Source organism: Rudaea sp. 3F27F6, assembly GCF_005503555.1.
In the GTDB taxonomy this organism is placed as follows: domain Bacteria; phylum Pseudomonadota; class Gammaproteobacteria; order Xanthomonadales; family Rhodanobacteraceae; genus Rudaea.
Genome location: NZ_SCNG01000002.1, coordinates 317,932 through 332,856 on the forward strand (window position 1 = coordinate 317,932; position 14,925 = coordinate 332,856).

At 65.9% G+C, this 14,925-nt stretch carries 17 protein-coding genes; 6 read left to right on the forward strand and 11 right to left on the reverse strand.

The features are described 5' to 3' along the window. Window positions 1–17: 17 nt before the first annotated feature. The 8 genes from FFS30_RS09255 to FFS30_RS09290 form a co-directional block, all read right to left on the reverse strand. The gene (locus FFS30_RS09255; RefSeq protein WP_137912862.1) at window positions 18–1,391 is read right to left on the reverse strand and encodes an aminodeoxychorismate synthase component I; all 1,374 of its coding nucleotides are present in this window, start codon (window positions 1,389–1,391) and stop codon (window positions 18–20) included. A 192-nt stretch (window positions 1,392–1,583) separates the two neighbouring features. Beyond that, a complete protein-coding gene (fabF, locus tag FFS30_RS09260) occupies window positions 1,584–2,822 on the reverse strand; it encodes a beta-ketoacyl-ACP synthase II (RefSeq protein WP_137912863.1) in 1,239 nt (412 codons plus the stop codon). Between the two features lie 176 nt (window positions 2,823–2,998). After that, a complete protein-coding gene (gene acpP / locus FFS30_RS09265) occupies window positions 2,999–3,238 on the reverse strand; it encodes an acyl carrier protein (RefSeq protein ID WP_137912864.1) in 240 nt (79 codons plus the stop codon). A 111-nt stretch (window positions 3,239–3,349) separates the two neighbouring features. Further along, the gene (gene fabG / locus FFS30_RS09270; RefSeq protein WP_137912865.1) at window positions 3,350–4,093 is read right to left on the reverse strand and encodes a 3-oxoacyl-ACP reductase FabG; all 744 of its coding nucleotides are present in this window, start codon (window positions 4,091–4,093) and stop codon (window positions 3,350–3,352) included. Between the two features lie 143 nt (window positions 4,094–4,236). Continuing rightward, window positions 4,237–5,241, reverse strand: coding sequence for an ACP S-malonyltransferase (gene fabD, locus FFS30_RS09275; protein ID WP_137912866.1), 1,005 nt, complete (start codon window positions 5,239–5,241; stop codon window positions 4,237–4,239). 104 nt (window positions 5,242–5,345) lie between these two features. Continuing rightward, a complete protein-coding gene (locus tag FFS30_RS09280; protein ID WP_137912867.1) occupies window positions 5,346–6,314 on the reverse strand; it encodes a beta-ketoacyl-ACP synthase III in 969 nt (322 codons plus the stop codon). A 138-nt stretch (window positions 6,315–6,452) separates the two neighbouring features. Beyond that, a complete protein-coding gene (rpmF, locus tag FFS30_RS09285; RefSeq protein ID WP_026293495.1) occupies window positions 6,453–6,647 on the reverse strand; it encodes a 50S ribosomal protein L32 in 195 nt (64 codons plus the stop codon). Window positions 6,648–6,670: 23 nt separating this feature from the next. Continuing rightward, window positions 6,671–7,162: a YceD family protein gene (locus FFS30_RS09290; protein WP_249352341.1), complete on the reverse strand. Its 492-nt coding sequence runs from the start codon at window positions 7,160–7,162 to the stop codon at window positions 6,671–6,673. Between the two features lie 119 nt (window positions 7,163–7,281). Between FFS30_RS09290 and FFS30_RS09295 the strand changes: the two genes are divergently transcribed. From FFS30_RS09295 to FFS30_RS09320, 6 genes are all read left to right on the forward strand, one after another. Further along, window positions 7,282–7,881: a Maf family nucleotide pyrophosphatase gene (locus tag FFS30_RS09295; protein ID WP_137912869.1), complete on the forward strand. Its 600-nt coding sequence runs from the start codon at window positions 7,282–7,284 to the stop codon at window positions 7,879–7,881. Window positions 7,882–7,978: 97 nt separating this feature from the next. Continuing rightward, window positions 7,979–8,944 carry an AAA family ATPase gene (locus FFS30_RS09300; protein WP_137912870.1) on the forward strand — a complete coding sequence of 322 codons (966 nt, stop codon included), beginning with the start codon at window positions 7,979–7,981 and terminating at the stop codon, window positions 8,942–8,944. Window positions 8,945–9,072: 128 nt separating this feature from the next. Next, a complete protein-coding gene (locus FFS30_RS09305; RefSeq protein WP_137912871.1) occupies window positions 9,073–10,080 on the forward strand; it encodes a DUF58 domain-containing protein in 1,008 nt (335 codons plus the stop codon). Then, a complete protein-coding gene (locus tag FFS30_RS09310; protein WP_171014540.1) occupies window positions 10,077–12,065 on the forward strand; it encodes a DUF3488 and transglutaminase-like domain-containing protein in 1,989 nt (662 codons plus the stop codon). The genes FFS30_RS09305 and FFS30_RS09310 overlap by 4 nt, the downstream gene beginning before the upstream one ends. Before the next feature lie 167 nt (window positions 12,066–12,232). Continuing rightward, on the forward strand, window positions 12,233–12,853 hold the full coding sequence (locus FFS30_RS09315) for a Slp family lipoprotein (RefSeq protein ID WP_137912873.1): 621 nt from the start codon (window positions 12,233–12,235) through the stop codon (window positions 12,851–12,853). A 74-nt stretch (window positions 12,854–12,927) separates the two neighbouring features. Then, on the forward strand, window positions 12,928–13,533 hold the full coding sequence (locus FFS30_RS09320; protein WP_137912874.1) for a Slp family lipoprotein: 606 nt from the start codon (window positions 12,928–12,930) through the stop codon (window positions 13,531–13,533). A 21-nt stretch (window positions 13,534–13,554) separates the two neighbouring features. On the opposite strand, the gene FFS30_RS09325 is transcribed toward FFS30_RS09320, so the two are convergent. The 3 genes from FFS30_RS09325 to FFS30_RS09335 form a co-directional block, all read right to left on the reverse strand. Continuing rightward, window positions 13,555–13,899, reverse strand: a complete 345-nt coding sequence (locus FFS30_RS09325) for a histidine triad nucleotide-binding protein (protein ID WP_137912875.1) — start codon at window positions 13,897–13,899, stop codon at window positions 13,555–13,557. A gap of 11 nt (window positions 13,900–13,910) precedes the next feature. Then, the gene (gene recR / locus FFS30_RS09330) at window positions 13,911–14,510 is read right to left on the reverse strand and encodes a recombination mediator RecR (protein WP_137912876.1); all 600 of its coding nucleotides are present in this window, start codon (window positions 14,508–14,510) and stop codon (window positions 13,911–13,913) included. 77 nt (window positions 14,511–14,587) lie between these two features. Then, window positions 14,588–14,911 carry a YbaB/EbfC family nucleoid-associated protein gene (locus FFS30_RS09335; protein ID WP_137912877.1) on the reverse strand — a complete coding sequence of 108 codons (324 nt, stop codon included), beginning with the start codon at window positions 14,909–14,911 and terminating at the stop codon, window positions 14,588–14,590. Window positions 14,912–14,925 lie beyond the last annotated feature (14 nt).

Genomic DNA, 14,925 nt, shown 5'->3' on the forward strand with positions numbered 1-14,925 from the left:
CGAACGCCTATTGTGCCCTAGTCCGCCGCGCCGAGCGCGCGCAGCAACCCGCGCGCCTTGTGCCGCGTCTCGGTCAGCTCGCGTTCGGCCACGGAGTCGGTGACGATGCCCGCGCCCGCGCGGAAATGCGCCTCGCTACCGTGCAATTCCATTGTGCGGATCAGGATGTTCAAGTCCATGTCGCCGTCGCGATTGAGATAGCCGAGCGCGCCCGTGTAAGCGCCGCGCGCGCAGCGTTCGAGTTCGGCGATGATTTCCATCGTGCGCACCTTCGGCGCGCCGGTGATCGTGCCGCCCGGGAACACGGCGCGGATCGTCTCGGCGGGCGTAGTGCCGGGCCGCAGGCGGCCGCGCACGTTCGAGACGATGTGGTGCACGTGAGCATAGCTCTCCACCGTCATCAGCTCGTCCACAACGACCGAACCGGGCACGCAGATGCGGCCGAGATCGTTGCGCTCGAGGTCGATCAGCATCACATGCTCGGCGCGCTCCTTGGCGTGGCCGATCAACTCGGCGATGCGCGCGGCTTCATCGTCGCCGGGCCGGCGCGGGCGCGTGCCCGCGATCGGGCGCGTCTGCGCGAGGTCGCCGCGGGTCTCCACCAGCCGCTCGGGAGAAGAGCTCGCGATCGCCCAATCGCCCCACTGCAGCAGTCCCGCGAACGGCGCCGGATTCGCGCGGCGCAGGTGCGCATAGAGGTCGGCCGCCACCGGCGCCCGCTCGAAATGCGCGCGCCATTCGCGCGACAGATTGGTCTGGAACGTGTCGCCCGCGCGGAGGTACTCGTGGATGCGTTCGACGCCATCGAGAAAGCCTTGTGGATCGTCCTCTTCGATGCGCGCCTCGGGCAATGCCTGCGGGACATAGTCGGCGGCCACGGCAAGATCGTCGGCCATCGCATCGAGGTAATGCGCTTGATCGGTCTCGGCGACGAGCACGGTTTTGCCGATGAGCCGATCGACGATCACCGCGGCCGGACAACGCAAGGCCAGCGCGACCGGAGCCGCGCCGCTGGCAATGCGCTGCAGGCGCAATCGCGGCTCGATCTCCGCAGCCATCTCGTAAGCAAGGTAGAGCAGCCAGCCGCCGCGGAACAACGGCTGCGTCTCGTGTGCATCGGCAAGGTCTTCCTGCGCCAGGCGCTGCGCCGCCCACTGTGCATCGAGCGCGGCGAGGAACGATTCGCCGCGATCCGCGCCGCGCAGATCGCGCACGCGTCCGTCAGCAGCGAGCACCAGGCCTTCGTCACCCGCGGCAAACAAAATATCGAATCGCGCCGAGATTCCGCCTTGCGCCGCGCTCTCGAGCAAGCCCGGATAGCGCCGCGGCCAACGCGCCGCCAACGCCAGCAGATCGCGTGCTCCGGACAACTCGCGCGTAATGAAATTCATCGGATCAAGAAGGAATTACGCCGTGCGTGGCGGCCGCTTCGTTTTTCGGGCTGCATCGGCCGCAGCGGAGAGATGATTGACCGGTCCGGAAAACGAGCGCGATGGATCGCGCTCGTTTCGCTGCCGCTCGACGGCCGGCTCGCGGCTGCCGAAAAGGTCCCGCGAAAAACACGCGGGACCCGCGAGCGGCGATCAAATGCGCCGGAACACCAGCGAGCCGTTCGTTCCGCCGAAGCCGAACGAGTTCGACACGGCGATGTCGATCTTGGCGTCGCGCGCGACGTTCGGCACGAAGTCGAGATCGCAGCCTTCGCCGGGCTCGTCGAGATTGATCGTCGGCGGCAGCACGCCGTCACGCAGCGCGAGGATCGAGAAGATCGCTTCGACGCCGCCGGCCGCGCCGAGCAGATGCCCGGTCATCGACTTGGTCGAGCTGACCGGAATCTTCTTCGCCGCATCGCCGAAGCAGCCCTTGATCGCGTTGACTTCGGCGATGTCGCCCGCGCCGGTCGAGGTTGCATGCGCATTGATGTAGCCGACCGCTTCGGGCGCGAGCGCGGCGTCCTTGAGCGCGATCGCCATCGAGCGGCGTGCGCCGTCACCGTCATCGGGCGGGCTGGTCATGTGATAAGCGTCGCCGGACATGCCGAAGCCGACGATCTCCGCGTAAATGCGCGCGCCGCGCTTCTTCGCATGCTCGTATTCTTCGAGCACGAGCACGCCGGCGCCGTCGGACAGGACGAAGCCGTCGCGGTCCTTGTCCCACGGCCGGCTCGCCTTGGTCGGCTCGTCGTTACGCGTCGACATCGCGCGCGCCGAGCAGAAGCCGCCCATCGCGGTGCCGCAGGTCGAATACTCGGCGCCGCCGGCGACCATCGCGTCGGCATCGCCGTACTGGATCATGCGCATCGCCAGACCGATGTTGTGCGTCGCCGTCGTACACGCGGTGACGCAGGCGATGTTTGGGCCCTTGAGGCCGAGCATGATCGACAGGTTGCCCGAGGCCATGTTGATGATCGAGCTCGGCACGAAGAACGGCGAGATCTTGCGCGGGCCGTGCTCGTGGTAGGTGATCGCGGTTTTCTCGATCGTATGGATGCCGCCGATGCCCGCGCCGACGGCGACGCCGATGCGCTCGGCGTCGTGCTCATGCGTGGACAGGCCGGCATCGTTGAGCGCCTGCACCGAGGCGGCGATGCCGTAGTGGATGAACGGGTCCATCTTCTTCACGTCTTTCGGCGCAATGAAGGCGGCCGGATCGAAATTGCGCACTTCACCTGCGATCCGCGTCGGAAACGCGCTCGCGTCGTAATTGGTGACCGGACCGATGCCGCTCACGCCTTCGCGGATGTTCTTCCACGCCGTCGCCAGATCGTTGCCGACCGGACTGAGGATGCCCATGCCGGTGATCACTACTCGCCGTTTGCTCATAAGGTTTACCTTTGCGCTCGTCCCTGATCGCGGGAGTCGAGAAGCGGCCGTGCATGGCCGCACTATTCAATGAAAATCCGCCAGCGAACCAGGCTTTTTCAAACGCTCGTTCCGCGGAAGCAGAAATGCAAACTGCGCCACGTGGGCGCAGTTCGTACCGTCGGTTGAAGACGCGATCAGGCTTTGACGTGCGCCTTGATGTAGTCCACCGCCTGCTGCACGGTGGTGATCTTCTCGGCTTCTTCGTCCGGAATTTCGCATTCGAATTCCTCTTCGAGCGCCATGACGAGCTCGACGGTGTCGAGGGAGTCGGCGCCCAGGTCGTCCACGAAGGACGCGTTCGGCGTCACTTCATCTTCCTTGACTCCCAGTTGTTCGACGACGATCTTCTTGACGCGTTCTTCGATGGTGCTCATGGTGACACTTACCTCACAAGGTAGGCAGAAAAGTTACGTAAAGGGTTAACCCCGAACCGGGCGGATTGTAGGGCATACGCGGCGATCGCACCAGCGCGCCCCCGCGCCGTATCAGGGCATGTACATGCCGCCGTTGACGTGCAAAGTTTCGCCCGTAATGTAGGCCGCGGCGGGCGACGTAAGGAAGGCGACCGCGTTGGCGATGTCCTGCGCGGCGCCGAGGCGGCCGAGCGCGATCTGGCCGAGCAGCGCACTGCGCTGGTCCTCGCTCAGCGCACGGGTCATGTCGGTGTCGATGAAACCCGGCGCGACGACGTTGACGGTGATGCCGCGCGAACCGATCTCGCGCGCAAGCGACTTCGAGAACGCGATGATGCCGGCCTTCGCCGCCGCATAGTTAGCCTGGCCCGGATTGCCGGTCACGCCGACCACCGAGGCGATGCTGACGATGCGGCCCTTGCGCGCCTTCATCATGCCGCGCATCACCGCCTTGCTCGTGCGGTAGACCGAGCTGAGGTTGGTGTCGAGGATCGCCTGCCAGTCTTCGTCCTTCATGCGCATCAGGAGCTGGTCGCGCGTGATGCCGGCGTTGTTGACGAGGATCGACACGCCGCCGAATTCCTTGGCGATGTCGTCGACGAGCTTCTCGACCGCGGCGCCGTCGGTGACGTTCAGCATGCGGCCGATGCTGCCGTGCGCGGCGAGGCGCTCGCCGATCGCGGCAGCGCCGGCTTCGGTCGTCGCCGTGCCGATCACTTTTGCGCCCTGCGCGGCGAGGGTATCAGCGATCGCGGCGCCGATGCCGCGGCTGGCGCCGGTGACGAGGGCGATTTCGCCTTGGAGCGTGGAATTCATCGGTAATCCTCAACCCAGGAAATTGACGGAAGCCCGCCGTTCCGGCACAAGCGGACGGGCGGACTCATTGCAGATTCTAAAGCGCGGAACGCAAAAATCGGATTGCCGCCGTGTCGAGAGCTACGAGTGACGGGCAAAAGCGCTCAGGCTTTCCAGTCGGCAATCGCCTGCTGCAGATCCGCCGGCGCACCGATCGCGCGGCCGTCGAGAGTGCGGTCGATGCGCTTGAGCAGACCGGCGAGCACCTTGCCCGGACCGCATTCGGCGACGCGCTTGACGCCGGCCGCGGCGAGCGCCTGCACGCTTTCGGTCCAGCGCACGGGCTGATAAAGCTGGCGCGCGAGTGCGGCGCGGATGTCGGCCAAGGTGTCGAACGATTTCGCGTCGGCGTTCTGCACGACGGCGATCTTCGGCGCCTGCCAGGCGATCGTCTCGAAGCGCTCGGCGAGCTTGTCCGCCGCGCCGCGCATCAAGGCGCAATGCGAAGGCACGCTGACCGCGAGCTTCACTGCTTTCTTCACGCCGAGTTCGGCCAGCCGCGCAAGCGCGCGATCGACCGCCTCGGTGTTGCCGGCGATGACGAGCTGCCCCGGCGCGTTGTAATTGGCCGGCGCGACGACCTGGCCCTGTGCGACCTCGGCGCAGACCTGGGCGATCTGTGCGTCGTCGCCGCCGAGCACGGCGGCCATCGCACCGACGCCGGCCGGCACCGCGGCCTGCATCAGGCGGCCGCGTTCGGCCACGAGCGCCGCCGCATCGGCGAGCGAAAGCGTTTCGGCGCAGACCAGCGCGCTGTATTCGCCGAGGCTATGGCCGGCAAGCACCTCGGGGCGCGCGCCGCCGAGCTGCTGCCATACGCGCCACACGGCGACGCCTGCGGCCAGCAGGGCCGGCTGAGTGTTCTCGGTGCGGTTGAGTGCATCCTCGGGGCCTTCCTGCGCGAGCTTCCACAGGTCGATACCGACACTGTCGGAGGCTTCCTTGAACGTCTCCTCGACGACAGAGAACTCGCCGGCGAGATCGGACAGCATGTTCAACGACTGCGAGCCCTGCCCCGGAAAAACGAAAGCGAGCTTGGGAGATCCGGAATTCGCGATTCGGGATTCGGAAGAATCCGCTGCCGCCGTTGAACCGAGTTGTTCGTTCATGAAATTTGTGGACTTCTATACAAATACAAATCCGATTGGAATCGAGAGCCAGCGGCAAATCGCATCCGGCGACTCCTCGATCTCCAATCCCGAAATCTTTGTTTTCAGTAGCGCAGCAGCGCCGAACCCCAGGTGAAACCGCCGCCGAAGGCTTCGAGCAGCAGCAACTGGCCGCGCTGCACCTTGCCCGAACGCACCGCGTAATCGAGCGCGAGCGGCACCGAGGCCGCCGAGGTGTTGGCATGCTTGTCGACGGTGACGATGACGCGGTCCATCGGCATATCGAGCCGCTTGGCGGTCGCTTCGATGATGCGCAGGTTGGCCTGGTGCGGAATCAGCCAGTCGAGCTGATGGCGGTCGAGCTTGTTCGCTTCGAGCGTCTCTTCGACCACGCGGTCGAGCGTCTTGACCGCGACCTTGAACACCTCGCGGCCCTGCATCAGCACGCGCAGGCCGTGGTTCTTCTCGTCGGTGAAGCCGGCGGAAACGCCGACCGGATTCCACAGCAGCTCTTTGTAGCCACCGTCGGCATGGATATGGCTGGACAGGATGCCCGGCTCATCCCCCGCCTTGAGCACGACGGCGCCGGCGCCGTCGCCGAACAGCACGCAGGTGCCGCGGTCGGACCAGTCGAGAAAGCGGGAAAGCGTTTCCGCGCCGACGACCAGGGCGGTTTTCGTCATGCCAGTGCGGATGAATTGATTGGCGACGGTCAGCGCGTAGATGAAGCCCGAGCAGGCCGCGTTGACGTCGAACGCCGCGCAGCCGTTCGCGCCGAGGCGGTGCTGGAGCAGGCAGGCGGTCGAGGGAAAGACCAGATCCGGCGTGGTCGTGCCGAGCACGATCAGGTCGATCTCTTTCGCGTCGACGCCGGCCGCGCTCAGCGCGGCGACGGCGGCGGCGTAGGCGAGGTCGCCCGTGGTCTGGCCTTCGGCGGCGATGTGCCGCTGGCGGATGCCGGTGCGCTCGGCGATCCACTCGTCCGAGGTATCGACTTTGGCCGCAAGTTCGGCGTTGCTGACGACGCGCTCCGGCAATGCGCTGCCGGTGCCCGCAATGCGTGCGTAAGTCATGTTCTCCCCTGTGCGAAGTTCAGGCGCACGACCCGCACACGCCCGCGCGCCACGATGCGGCGGTGGCGGCGGAACATTCTGCGGTTGTCATCGGCGCCGAAACGGCAATCACGGCTTGCGACTCGCCAGTCCGGCGAATCAATCTTCTTCGTGCACCGGGGTCTTGCTGTCGATCACCTTGCGGCCACGGTAGTAGCCGTCCTTGGTGACGTTGTGGCGCAGATGGGTCTCGCCCGAGGTCGGGTCGGTACCGAGCTGCTTGGCGCTCAGCGCGTTGTGCGCACGGCGCATGCCGCGGCGGGACGGGGACTTACGGCTTTTGGCTACGGCCATGATACTTCTCCAAAAATATAAAACTATAGTTTTACGTTCTTCAGCACAGCGAACGGATTCGGCTTGGCCGGCTCGACTTCGCCCGCCTCCTTCCATTCGCGCTGCATTTCCTGCGTTCCGGGCTTTACCGGAAACACCGGCAACGCCAGGATCAATTCGTCCTCGATCATATCGCGAGGGTGCAAACCCGCTGCGTCCAGCAGCAAAGGCTCGTAGCCGGCCGGGAGGGCCGCCTCGTCTTCCTCGTCGACGATAAAGCCGAGCTTCGCGTCGATCTCGACCGGTTGCTCAAACCGTTCCAGCGTGCGCTGACAGATCAGCGGCAACGCCGTTTTCGCCCGCACGCGGACGCCGGACACGCCGGCTTCGTCCTTGTCGAAATCGAGCTCGTATTCGACTTCCCCTGTGGCATCGGCCAGACCGCTCGCCAGGCGCTTCATCGCCGCCAAAGGCAGGCGGCCGGCGAACGTGCGCCTCGCACTCACCATGCGCCACGGATCGACCAGCTCGGGCAAGGTGTGATTCACGGGTGCGCGATGGTAGGTTCGACGGTGGGTAAAGTCAATCTTTTCCGCATTTTAGGTCTCGACCGGCGCGGTACCGGCCGCGGCCGGTTTCAGGCGAAAATACCTACATGACCGCACTTGCCAACCTCGATCTCGTCCTCGCTTCCACTTCTATCTACCGCCGTGAGCTGCTGGCGCGGCTAGGCGCGCCGTTCCGCCAGCAGTCGCCGCAAACCGACGAAACCGCCCTGCCCGGCGAAACACCCGAACGGCTGGCCGTGCGCCTTGCCGCGGCCAAAGCGCACGCAGTTGCCGCCGGCAACCCGAATGCGCTCGTGATCGGCTCGGACCAGGTCGCCGACTGCGATGGGCAGGTGCTCGGCAAGCCCGGCGACCTCGATCGTGCGCGGCAGCAGCTGCGCGCGAGCAGCGGTCGCCGCGTCGTCTTCCATACTGCCGTCTGCCTGATCGACACACGTACAGAGACGGGACGTGAGTTCGCGGCCATCGACACCACGACGGTGGTGTTCCGCAGCCTCTCCAACGAAGAGATCGAGACCTATTTGGCACGCGAGCTGCCGTTCGACTGCGCCGGCAGCTTCAAGTCCGAGGGATTGGGCATCGCTCTGTTCGAGCGCATCGAATCGCAGGATCCGAGCGCCCTGATCGGCCTGCCGATGATTCTGCTCTGCAGGCTGCTGCGCGAGGCCGGCGTCGGCGTGATCTGAGCGAATCGGCGCAGCCGTTGGCAGATTGCGCCGGCCGCGGAACTTGCGTTTAACCGAAATGCCTATACTCCGGAACATATTCCGGAGTTCGCGCCGCATGTCCGTATCGCTAGTCTCGCCTGCTGTCCCCTCGCCGCTCGATCCTATCCTGGCCCGCGCGCTCGACGCGGCGCTCGCCCAGGTCAACGGCGTCGTGCTCGGCAAGGCGCGGCAGATCAAACTGGCCTTCGCCTGCTTTCTCGCCGGCGGCCACCTCCTGATCGAAGATCTGCCCGGCGTCGGCAAGACCACCCTCGCACATGCGCTCGCGGCGACGCTCAATTTGAGCTTCGCGCGCATCCAGTTCACCTCGGACCTGCTGCCGTCGGACATTGTCGGCGTCGGCATCTACGAACGCGCCGATTCCGCCTTCAAGTTCCATCCGGGGCCGCTGTTCGCCCAGCTCGTGCTTGCCGACGAGATCAACCGCGCGACGCCGAAGGCGCAGAGCGCCCTGCTCGAAGCGATGGCCGAGCATCAGGTCACCGCCGACGGCACGACGCACGCGCTGCCGGAGCCGTTCTTCGTCGTCGCCACGCAGAACCCGCTCGACCTCGCCGGCACGTTTGCCCTGCCCGACTCGCAGCTCGACCGCTTTATGCTGCGCATCGGCCTCAACTATCCCGATCGCGACGCCGAGCGCGCCCTGCTCGCCGCGAGCGACCGCCGCGAGTTGATTGCGCAGCTTTCGCCGTGCCTCGACGCGAATCAGGTGCTCGAACTGCGCGGCGCGGTGGCGCGCGTTCTCGCCAGTCCGGCGCTGATCGACTATGTGCAGGCTTTGCTCGCGGCGAGCCGCAGTCACGTCGAACTGCGCGTCGGCCTGTCGCCACGCGCGGGGCTGGCGCTGCTTCAGGCGGCGCGCGCGCGTGCCTTGCTCGACGGCCGCGGCTATTGCCTACCGGAAGACGTGCAGGCCGTGTTCGCCGCGGTTGCCGCGCACCGGCTCATTCCGGCCGCCGCAAGCGCCGCGTCGCGCGACGAACTGGCGCGGAGGCTGCTCGATCAGGTGGCCGTACGCTGAAAACGTCCGGCGTAATCACCGACGGACCAGAACACTTCTAAGCGGATAGAACAAAGCGCATTGAATTCCCGTCCGCTCGATCGGGTCAATCCAATCCACTCGCCCGGACCCGCATTGAAGATTCCACCATGAGCAGCACTCTCACCGCGCGCAAATCGACCCTGTTGCAGATGGCCGAACGCCGGCTGCCGGCGCTGACGCGTCTGAAGCGCACGGAGTCATTGCCGATCCTGCTGCATCGGCGACGTATCTATGTCGTGCCGTCGCGCTTCGGCCTGATCTATTCGTTCATGCTGCTCGTGATGCTGATCGGCGCGCTGAACTACGCCAACAATCCCGGTCTGCTGCTGACCTGCCTGCTCGGTGCCGCGGCGTATCAAAGCGTGTTCGCCGGCTTCCGCACACTCAATCGCGTCGAACTGCGCTCGATCCGGACCCAGCCCTGCCATGCGGGCGACAATTTGCGCTTGTCGCTGCTGTTCGCGTCCGCCGCGGCCGCGCCGAAACGCAGTTTGCGCCTGCGCATGGAGAACGCTGCGAACGCGAACGCGGAAACCACGCCGATCGTCTTCGACCTTCCCGGCGACGATTCCCAGGCGGTCGAAACGACGCTGCCCGCGCCGCGCCGCGGCTGGCTGCCGATCGGCCGCGTGCGCGTCTGGACCGAGTACCCATACGGTCTGTTCCATGTCTGGAGCTGGCTGCATCCCGACCAGCGCGCCCTGGTCTATCCGCGCCTCGAAACCAACGCGCCGGCGCTGCCGCAGAACGGCGGTGAGGCGCAGGCGCAGACCGCGCGGCGCAACGGCGACGAATTCGGCCTGCTGCGCGAGTATCGCGCAGGCGATCCGTGCCGGCTCATCGCCTGGAAGGCCAGCGCGCGCCAGGATCATCTGCTGGTCAAGGAATTCGAGTCGCAGCACAGTCGGGAAATCATGCTCGATTGGCACCGCCTCGACGGCCTCGACGACGAGGCGCGCATCTCACGGCTGGCCGCATGGATCGAGCGCGCCGAAACCCTGCAGACGCCCTACCTGCTGCAACTGCCGCAGATACGTCTCGGCCCGGCCCTAGGCCCGGCGCACCGGCACGCCTGTCTGCGCGAACTGGCCTTGATGCCGGGACACGCAACATGAGCAAGACGCGCGCACCCACGTTGACGATCCGTCAATTCAGCTTCGTCGGCGCGGCCGTGCTCGCCGCGACGCTTGCGCACGCGCCGCATCTGCCGTTGGCGATCTCGGCCTTCATTCTCGCGATGGTCGCGATAAGTTGGGCGCGCTACCGCCGCACCGACGCGGCGCTGCCGGGCTGGGTCAAACTCGCCCTGATCGCCGCGTTTCTGCTGATCCTCACCGCAGAGTACGGCAACGTGATCGGCCGCGAACCGGGCAGCGCGCTCGCCTGCGCGATGCTCGCACTGAAGCTGCTCGAAACGCGGATTCGCCGCGACGCGTTCGCCGCGATCTGCTTCGCCAGCTTCACCTTGATGAGCGCCCTGCTGTTCGATACGAGCCTGGGCTTTGCCCTGGCGACCTTCGCCGGCCTCGCCCTGTTGCTTGCCGCGCTGCGCGAACTCGAACCGCGCCCCGCCGCGTCGGCGATCGTACCGAACCTGCGTTCGTACTGGCCGCCGCTGCGCGCGGGCTTCGCCGCGCTCGGTCTCGCCGTGCCGCTCGCCCTGTGCGGATTCCTTTTCGTTCCGCGCCTCGACTCGCCGCTCTGGCGCACGCCGGGCGATGCGGGCGGGCGCACCGGAATCAGCGATACGATGTCGCCCGGCTCGGTACAGAGTCTGCTGCTCGACGACAGCGCGGCCTTCCGCGTCGGCTTCGACGGTCCGCCGCCGGCGCGCGCGCAGCTCTATTGGCGCGGCCCGGTGCTGACCAACTACGACGGCGAAACCTGGACCCGCCGCGAGAGCGGCTTCGCCGAACCCGACGCGCGCGCGGTAAACGCCAATGGCCCATCCATCGGCTACGAAGTGACGCTCGAACCGACCGACAAGACCTGGCTGTTCGCCCTCGATCTGCCGGTCGACATTCCGTTGGAAATGCAGCGCGGCAACGATATGAGCGTGATACGGCGCCGGCCGGTGACCGAGTTGTTCCGCTATCGGGTGAAATCCGCATTGAGCTATCGCTTCGATAGCGTGCTTCCATCCGACTTGCGCCGAGCCGCGCTCGCTCTGCCCGACGACTTCAATCCACGCAGCGTCGCGCAAGGCAAGACCTGGCGCAGCGAACTGCACGACGACCAGGCCATCATCGACGCAGCGCTCGCACTTTTCCACGCTTCGTTCTTCTACACCTTGTCGCCACCGCCGCTCGGCCGCGACTCGGTCGACGACTTCCTGTTCGACACCAAGCGCGGGTTCTGCGAGCACTATGCCGGCGCCTTCGTCGTGCTGATGCGCGCCGCCGGCATCCCGGCGCGCGTCGTCACCGGCTATCAGGGCGGCTATTTCCATCGCGCCGGCAACTATCTGCTCGTGCGCCAGTCCGACGCGCACGCCTGGGCCGAAGTCTGGCTGACCGGGCGCGGCTGGGTGCGCGTCGACCCGACCGCGGCGGTGAGCCCGCAGCGCATCGAACTCGGCGCGCAGGCTGTCGCGTTCGGCGAGCGCGCCTGGTACCAGAGCGATTGGCTACTGACCCTGCGCAATCAGATCGACCTGGTCAATCGCGGCTGGAACAATCTCATCGTGCAGTTCAACGGGCGCCGTCAGCAGAATCTGCTCAACCCGTTCGGCATCGACCGGATCGATCCGACTACCCTGGTCTGGCTGCTGATCGGCACGAGCAGCCTGCTGCTCGCGGCCGCCACGCTCTGGGCGATGCGCACCACGCGCCGCCGCGCCGCGCCGCTCGATGCCGCTTACGATGCGCTGTGCCGCAAGCTCTCGCGGATCGTCGGGCCGCGCGGCGCCGGCGAAGGGCCGCGCGACTACGCGGCAAGATTGCGCACGGCTCAGACCTTGTCCGACCGCTGCGCAGGCGAAGTTCAGCGATTGTTCGGCGACTATGTCGGCCTGCGCTACGCTCGCGCGTTTTCGACTGCGCAGGACATTGCGGAATTCGCGCGCAGCGTGCGTCGCCTGAGCATCGAAACACGCACTTGAACGGGCTCCGCATCGCTTGCAAATGTTTACAACCTCATCCACCGAGGTCCGCTTAGAATGCAACGAAACCGCCCTGACAAACGTCTTGGCAACGACGGCGAAAAAGTAGTTTCATCCGCACGAGCGGTCCGCAGCGATCGCCGCGCCCATCCACAACGAGGTGCCTTATGCGTCACGCCCTGAAAACATCGGCATCGGCCATTGCGATCGGCGCGGTCGCGCTGCTCGCCGGCTGCGCAACGATCCCCGCGCCGCTCGCCGGCAACGATTTCGTCGTCACCACGCCGCAGCAGGTCGTCGCGAGCAGCGCGACCGGCCAGCGCGTGCGCTGGGGCGGCGAAATCATCAAGGTCGAGCCGCGCAGCGACCAGACCTGCTTTGAAATCCTCTCGCGCGAACTCTACGCCGATGCGCGCCCGAATCGCCGCGACAAGAGCGACGGCCGCTTCATCGCCTGCAAGCAGGGATTCTACGATCCGGAGCTCTACCCCAAGGGCCGCGACGTCACCGTGGTCGGCTCGGTCAACGGCACCGAGCGGCACAAGGTCGGCGAATTCGACTATACCTTCGCCAAGGTCGACGCGAACGAAGTCTATTTGTGGCCGAAACGCGCCGAATACCCGCCCGGCTACTACGATCCATTCTGGGGCCCGTGCTGGGGCGACCCGTTCTGGGGCGGCCCGGGCTGGTACGGCGGCTGCAACCGTTGGGGCTACGGCGGCTACTGGGGCGGCGGCCCGCCGCTGATCATCGTGCGGCCGAACCCGCCGCCGCCGAAATCGCACTAGCGAGTCCGTAGCGACGATTTGCGCCGCGCCATCGTCCTAGCTCCCGAGCAAGTGACAGACGAGAAGGAGTTCTTATGCGCGGTTCGATGCGGATCTTGACGGGTCTCGGCGTGGCCCTGCTGCTTTCTGCCTGTGCGACGCCGGCCCGACTACGCGGCGAATACGTCGATCTCGACCCAGTCAATGCATCGACGGGAAAGTTCTCGGGCACGCCCGTGCGCTGGGGCGGCATCATCACCGGCGCGCGCGCAACGGACACAGACACGTGCGTCGAGGTCGCCGTATTTCCTCTCGATCGATGGACGCTGCGGCCACGAGGTCTCCCCGACGGGTACTATCACGCGACCGACCTGAAGTACCTGTATCGTCGATCCCCGTCGCGTTTTCTCGCATGCGGCAACGAGATTCGCGACCGGTCTGAGTTCTATTCGGGCGGCGTGGTCACCGTCACGGGTCATTTGGAAACTCCCCTGTCGATCGAGGCCGCTCTTGCGAGCTGCGAAGGAGATGTTCGCAGACAAAACCTTCCGGACTATGCAGGGACCGTCCACCTGATTTCCGATGGCATATGCGCCGTCTCTTTGCCGGTTCTGAAAATTTCCCAGATTCATGTCTGGAAAGAACCGCCGAGCAGTTACGGCATTCCCGACTCGAGACTGCAAGCGCCTCCCCAGTCCTGATCAGGCCCGACGATCGCGCCCTCAGCCCGGCGGCCAGTGCATCTGCCGCCCGGCAAGCAAGTGCAGGTGGATGTGATAGACCGTCTGCCCGCCGTCCTTGTTGCAATTGACGACGCAGCGGTAGCCGTTGTCGGCAAAGCCCTGCGTCTTCGCCCAGGCGGCCGCGGCAACAAACAGTTTGCCGATGACGACCGCTTCATCCGCGGTCACGTCGTTCAAAGTCGCCAGGGGCTTCTTCGGAATGAACAGCACGTGCACGGGCGCCTGCGGATTGATGTCGCGAAACGCGAGCACGTCGTCGTCCTCGTAGACGATGTCGGCGGGGATTTCGCGGCGGATGATCTTTCCGAACAAGGTGTCGCCCATTTTTCTCTCCGTCAGTTCTCGATGTTCTGCCTGCTGCCGAACGCGTGCGCAAGCGTACCGCGGTCGATGAATTCGAGTTCGCCGCCGAGCGGCACGCCATGGGCCAAGCGCGTGGCGCGCACGTTCGCCGCGCGCGCGATCTGGCCGAGCAAGTGCGCAGTCGCTTCGCCCTCGACGGTCGGATTCGTCGCGATGATCAGCTCGCGCACCTCGTCTTCGGCAAGGCGCGCGGCGAGCAGGTCGATGCCGAGTTCCTTCGGTCCCATGCCGTCGAGCGGCGACAGGCGCCCGAGTAGGACGAAATAGCGCCCGCGATAACCGGTAGCCTGCTCGACCGCGAGCTGGTCGACCGGCATCTCGACGACGCAGAGCAGGCTCGCGTCGCGCTGAGGACTCGCGCAAGTGGCGCAAATCGTGTCTTCGCTGAACGTGCGGCAGCGCGTGCAATTGCCGATGCGCTCGACCGCGGCGGCGAGCTTGTCAGACAGCTTTCTCGCGCCCGTGCGGTCGCGCTCAAGCACATGGAAGGCCATGCGCTGCGCGGTTTTCGCACCGACGCCCGGCAGGCAGCGCAGCGCGTCGATCAGATCGTTGAGTAAGGGCGAGGACATGCGCTCGGACCGCTGGCGATAGCGCAAATCGGGAGCCGCAAAACTGCTCCTTCAACGCTTCGCCAGCGGCGCTGCTCCTAGAACGGCAACTTGAATCCCGGCGGCAGTCCCATGCCACCCGCCACATCGCCGAGACGCTGCTTGCTTTCCTCGGCCACCTTGTTGACCGCGTCGTTGAACGCGGCCGCGAGCAGGTCTTCAGTCATCTCAGGATCGTCGGCAAGAATCTTGCGGTCGATCGCTACGCGCCGGACTTCGTGACGCCCGTTCATCGTCACACTGACCATGCCGCCGCCGGCCTGGCCGGTCACTTCGAGCTTGGCGATCTCTTCCTGCGCGCGCTTCAAGTCGTCCTGCATGCGTTGCGCCTGCTGCATCAATTGCGCCATCTGTCCGCGCATGGTCATTCCTCTTT

Coding starts and splice junctions, on each gene's coding strand:
- FFS30_RS09255 (WP_137912862.1), bottom strand. CDS start 1,391: ATGAATTTCATTACGCGCGAGTTGTCCGGAGCACGCGATCTGCTGGCG.
- fabF (WP_137912863.1), bottom strand. CDS start 2,822: ATGAGCAAACGGCGAGTAGTGATCACCGGCATGGGCATCCTCAGTCCG.
- acpP (WP_137912864.1), bottom strand. CDS start 3,238: ATGAGCACCATCGAAGAACGCGTCAAGAAGATCGTCGTCGAACAACTG.
- fabG (WP_137912865.1), bottom strand. CDS start 4,093: ATGAATTCCACGCTCCAAGGCGAAATCGCCCTCGTCACCGGCGCCAGC.
- fabD (WP_137912866.1), bottom strand. CDS start 5,241: ATGAACGAACAACTCGGTTCAACGGCGGCAGCGGATTCTTCCGAATCC.
- FFS30_RS09280 (WP_137912867.1), bottom strand. CDS start 6,314: ATGACTTACGCACGCATTGCGGGCACCGGCAGCGCATTGCCGGAGCGC.
- rpmF (WP_026293495.1), bottom strand. CDS start 6,647: ATGGCCGTAGCCAAAAGCCGTAAGTCCCCGTCCCGCCGCGGCATGCGC.
- FFS30_RS09295 (WP_137912869.1), top strand. CDS start 7,282: ATGACCGCACTTGCCAACCTCGATCTCGTCCTCGCTTCCACTTCTATC.
- FFS30_RS09300 (WP_137912870.1), top strand. CDS start 7,979: ATGTCCGTATCGCTAGTCTCGCCTGCTGTCCCCTCGCCGCTCGATCCT.
- FFS30_RS09305 (WP_137912871.1), top strand. CDS start 9,073: ATGAGCAGCACTCTCACCGCGCGCAAATCGACCCTGTTGCAGATGGCC.
- FFS30_RS09310 (WP_171014540.1), top strand. CDS start 10,077: ATGAGCAAGACGCGCGCACCCACGTTGACGATCCGTCAATTCAGCTTC.
- FFS30_RS09315 (WP_137912873.1), top strand. CDS start 12,233: ATGCGTCACGCCCTGAAAACATCGGCATCGGCCATTGCGATCGGCGCG.
- FFS30_RS09320 (WP_137912874.1), top strand. CDS start 12,928: ATGCGCGGTTCGATGCGGATCTTGACGGGTCTCGGCGTGGCCCTGCTG.
- FFS30_RS09325 (WP_137912875.1), bottom strand. CDS start 13,899: ATGGGCGACACCTTGTTCGGAAAGATCATCCGCCGCGAAATCCCCGCC.
- recR (WP_137912876.1), bottom strand. CDS start 14,510: ATGTCCTCGCCCTTACTCAACGATCTGATCGACGCGCTGCGCTGCCTG.
- FFS30_RS09335 (WP_137912877.1), bottom strand. CDS start 14,911: ATGCGCGGACAGATGGCGCAATTGATGCAGCAGGCGCAACGCATGCAG.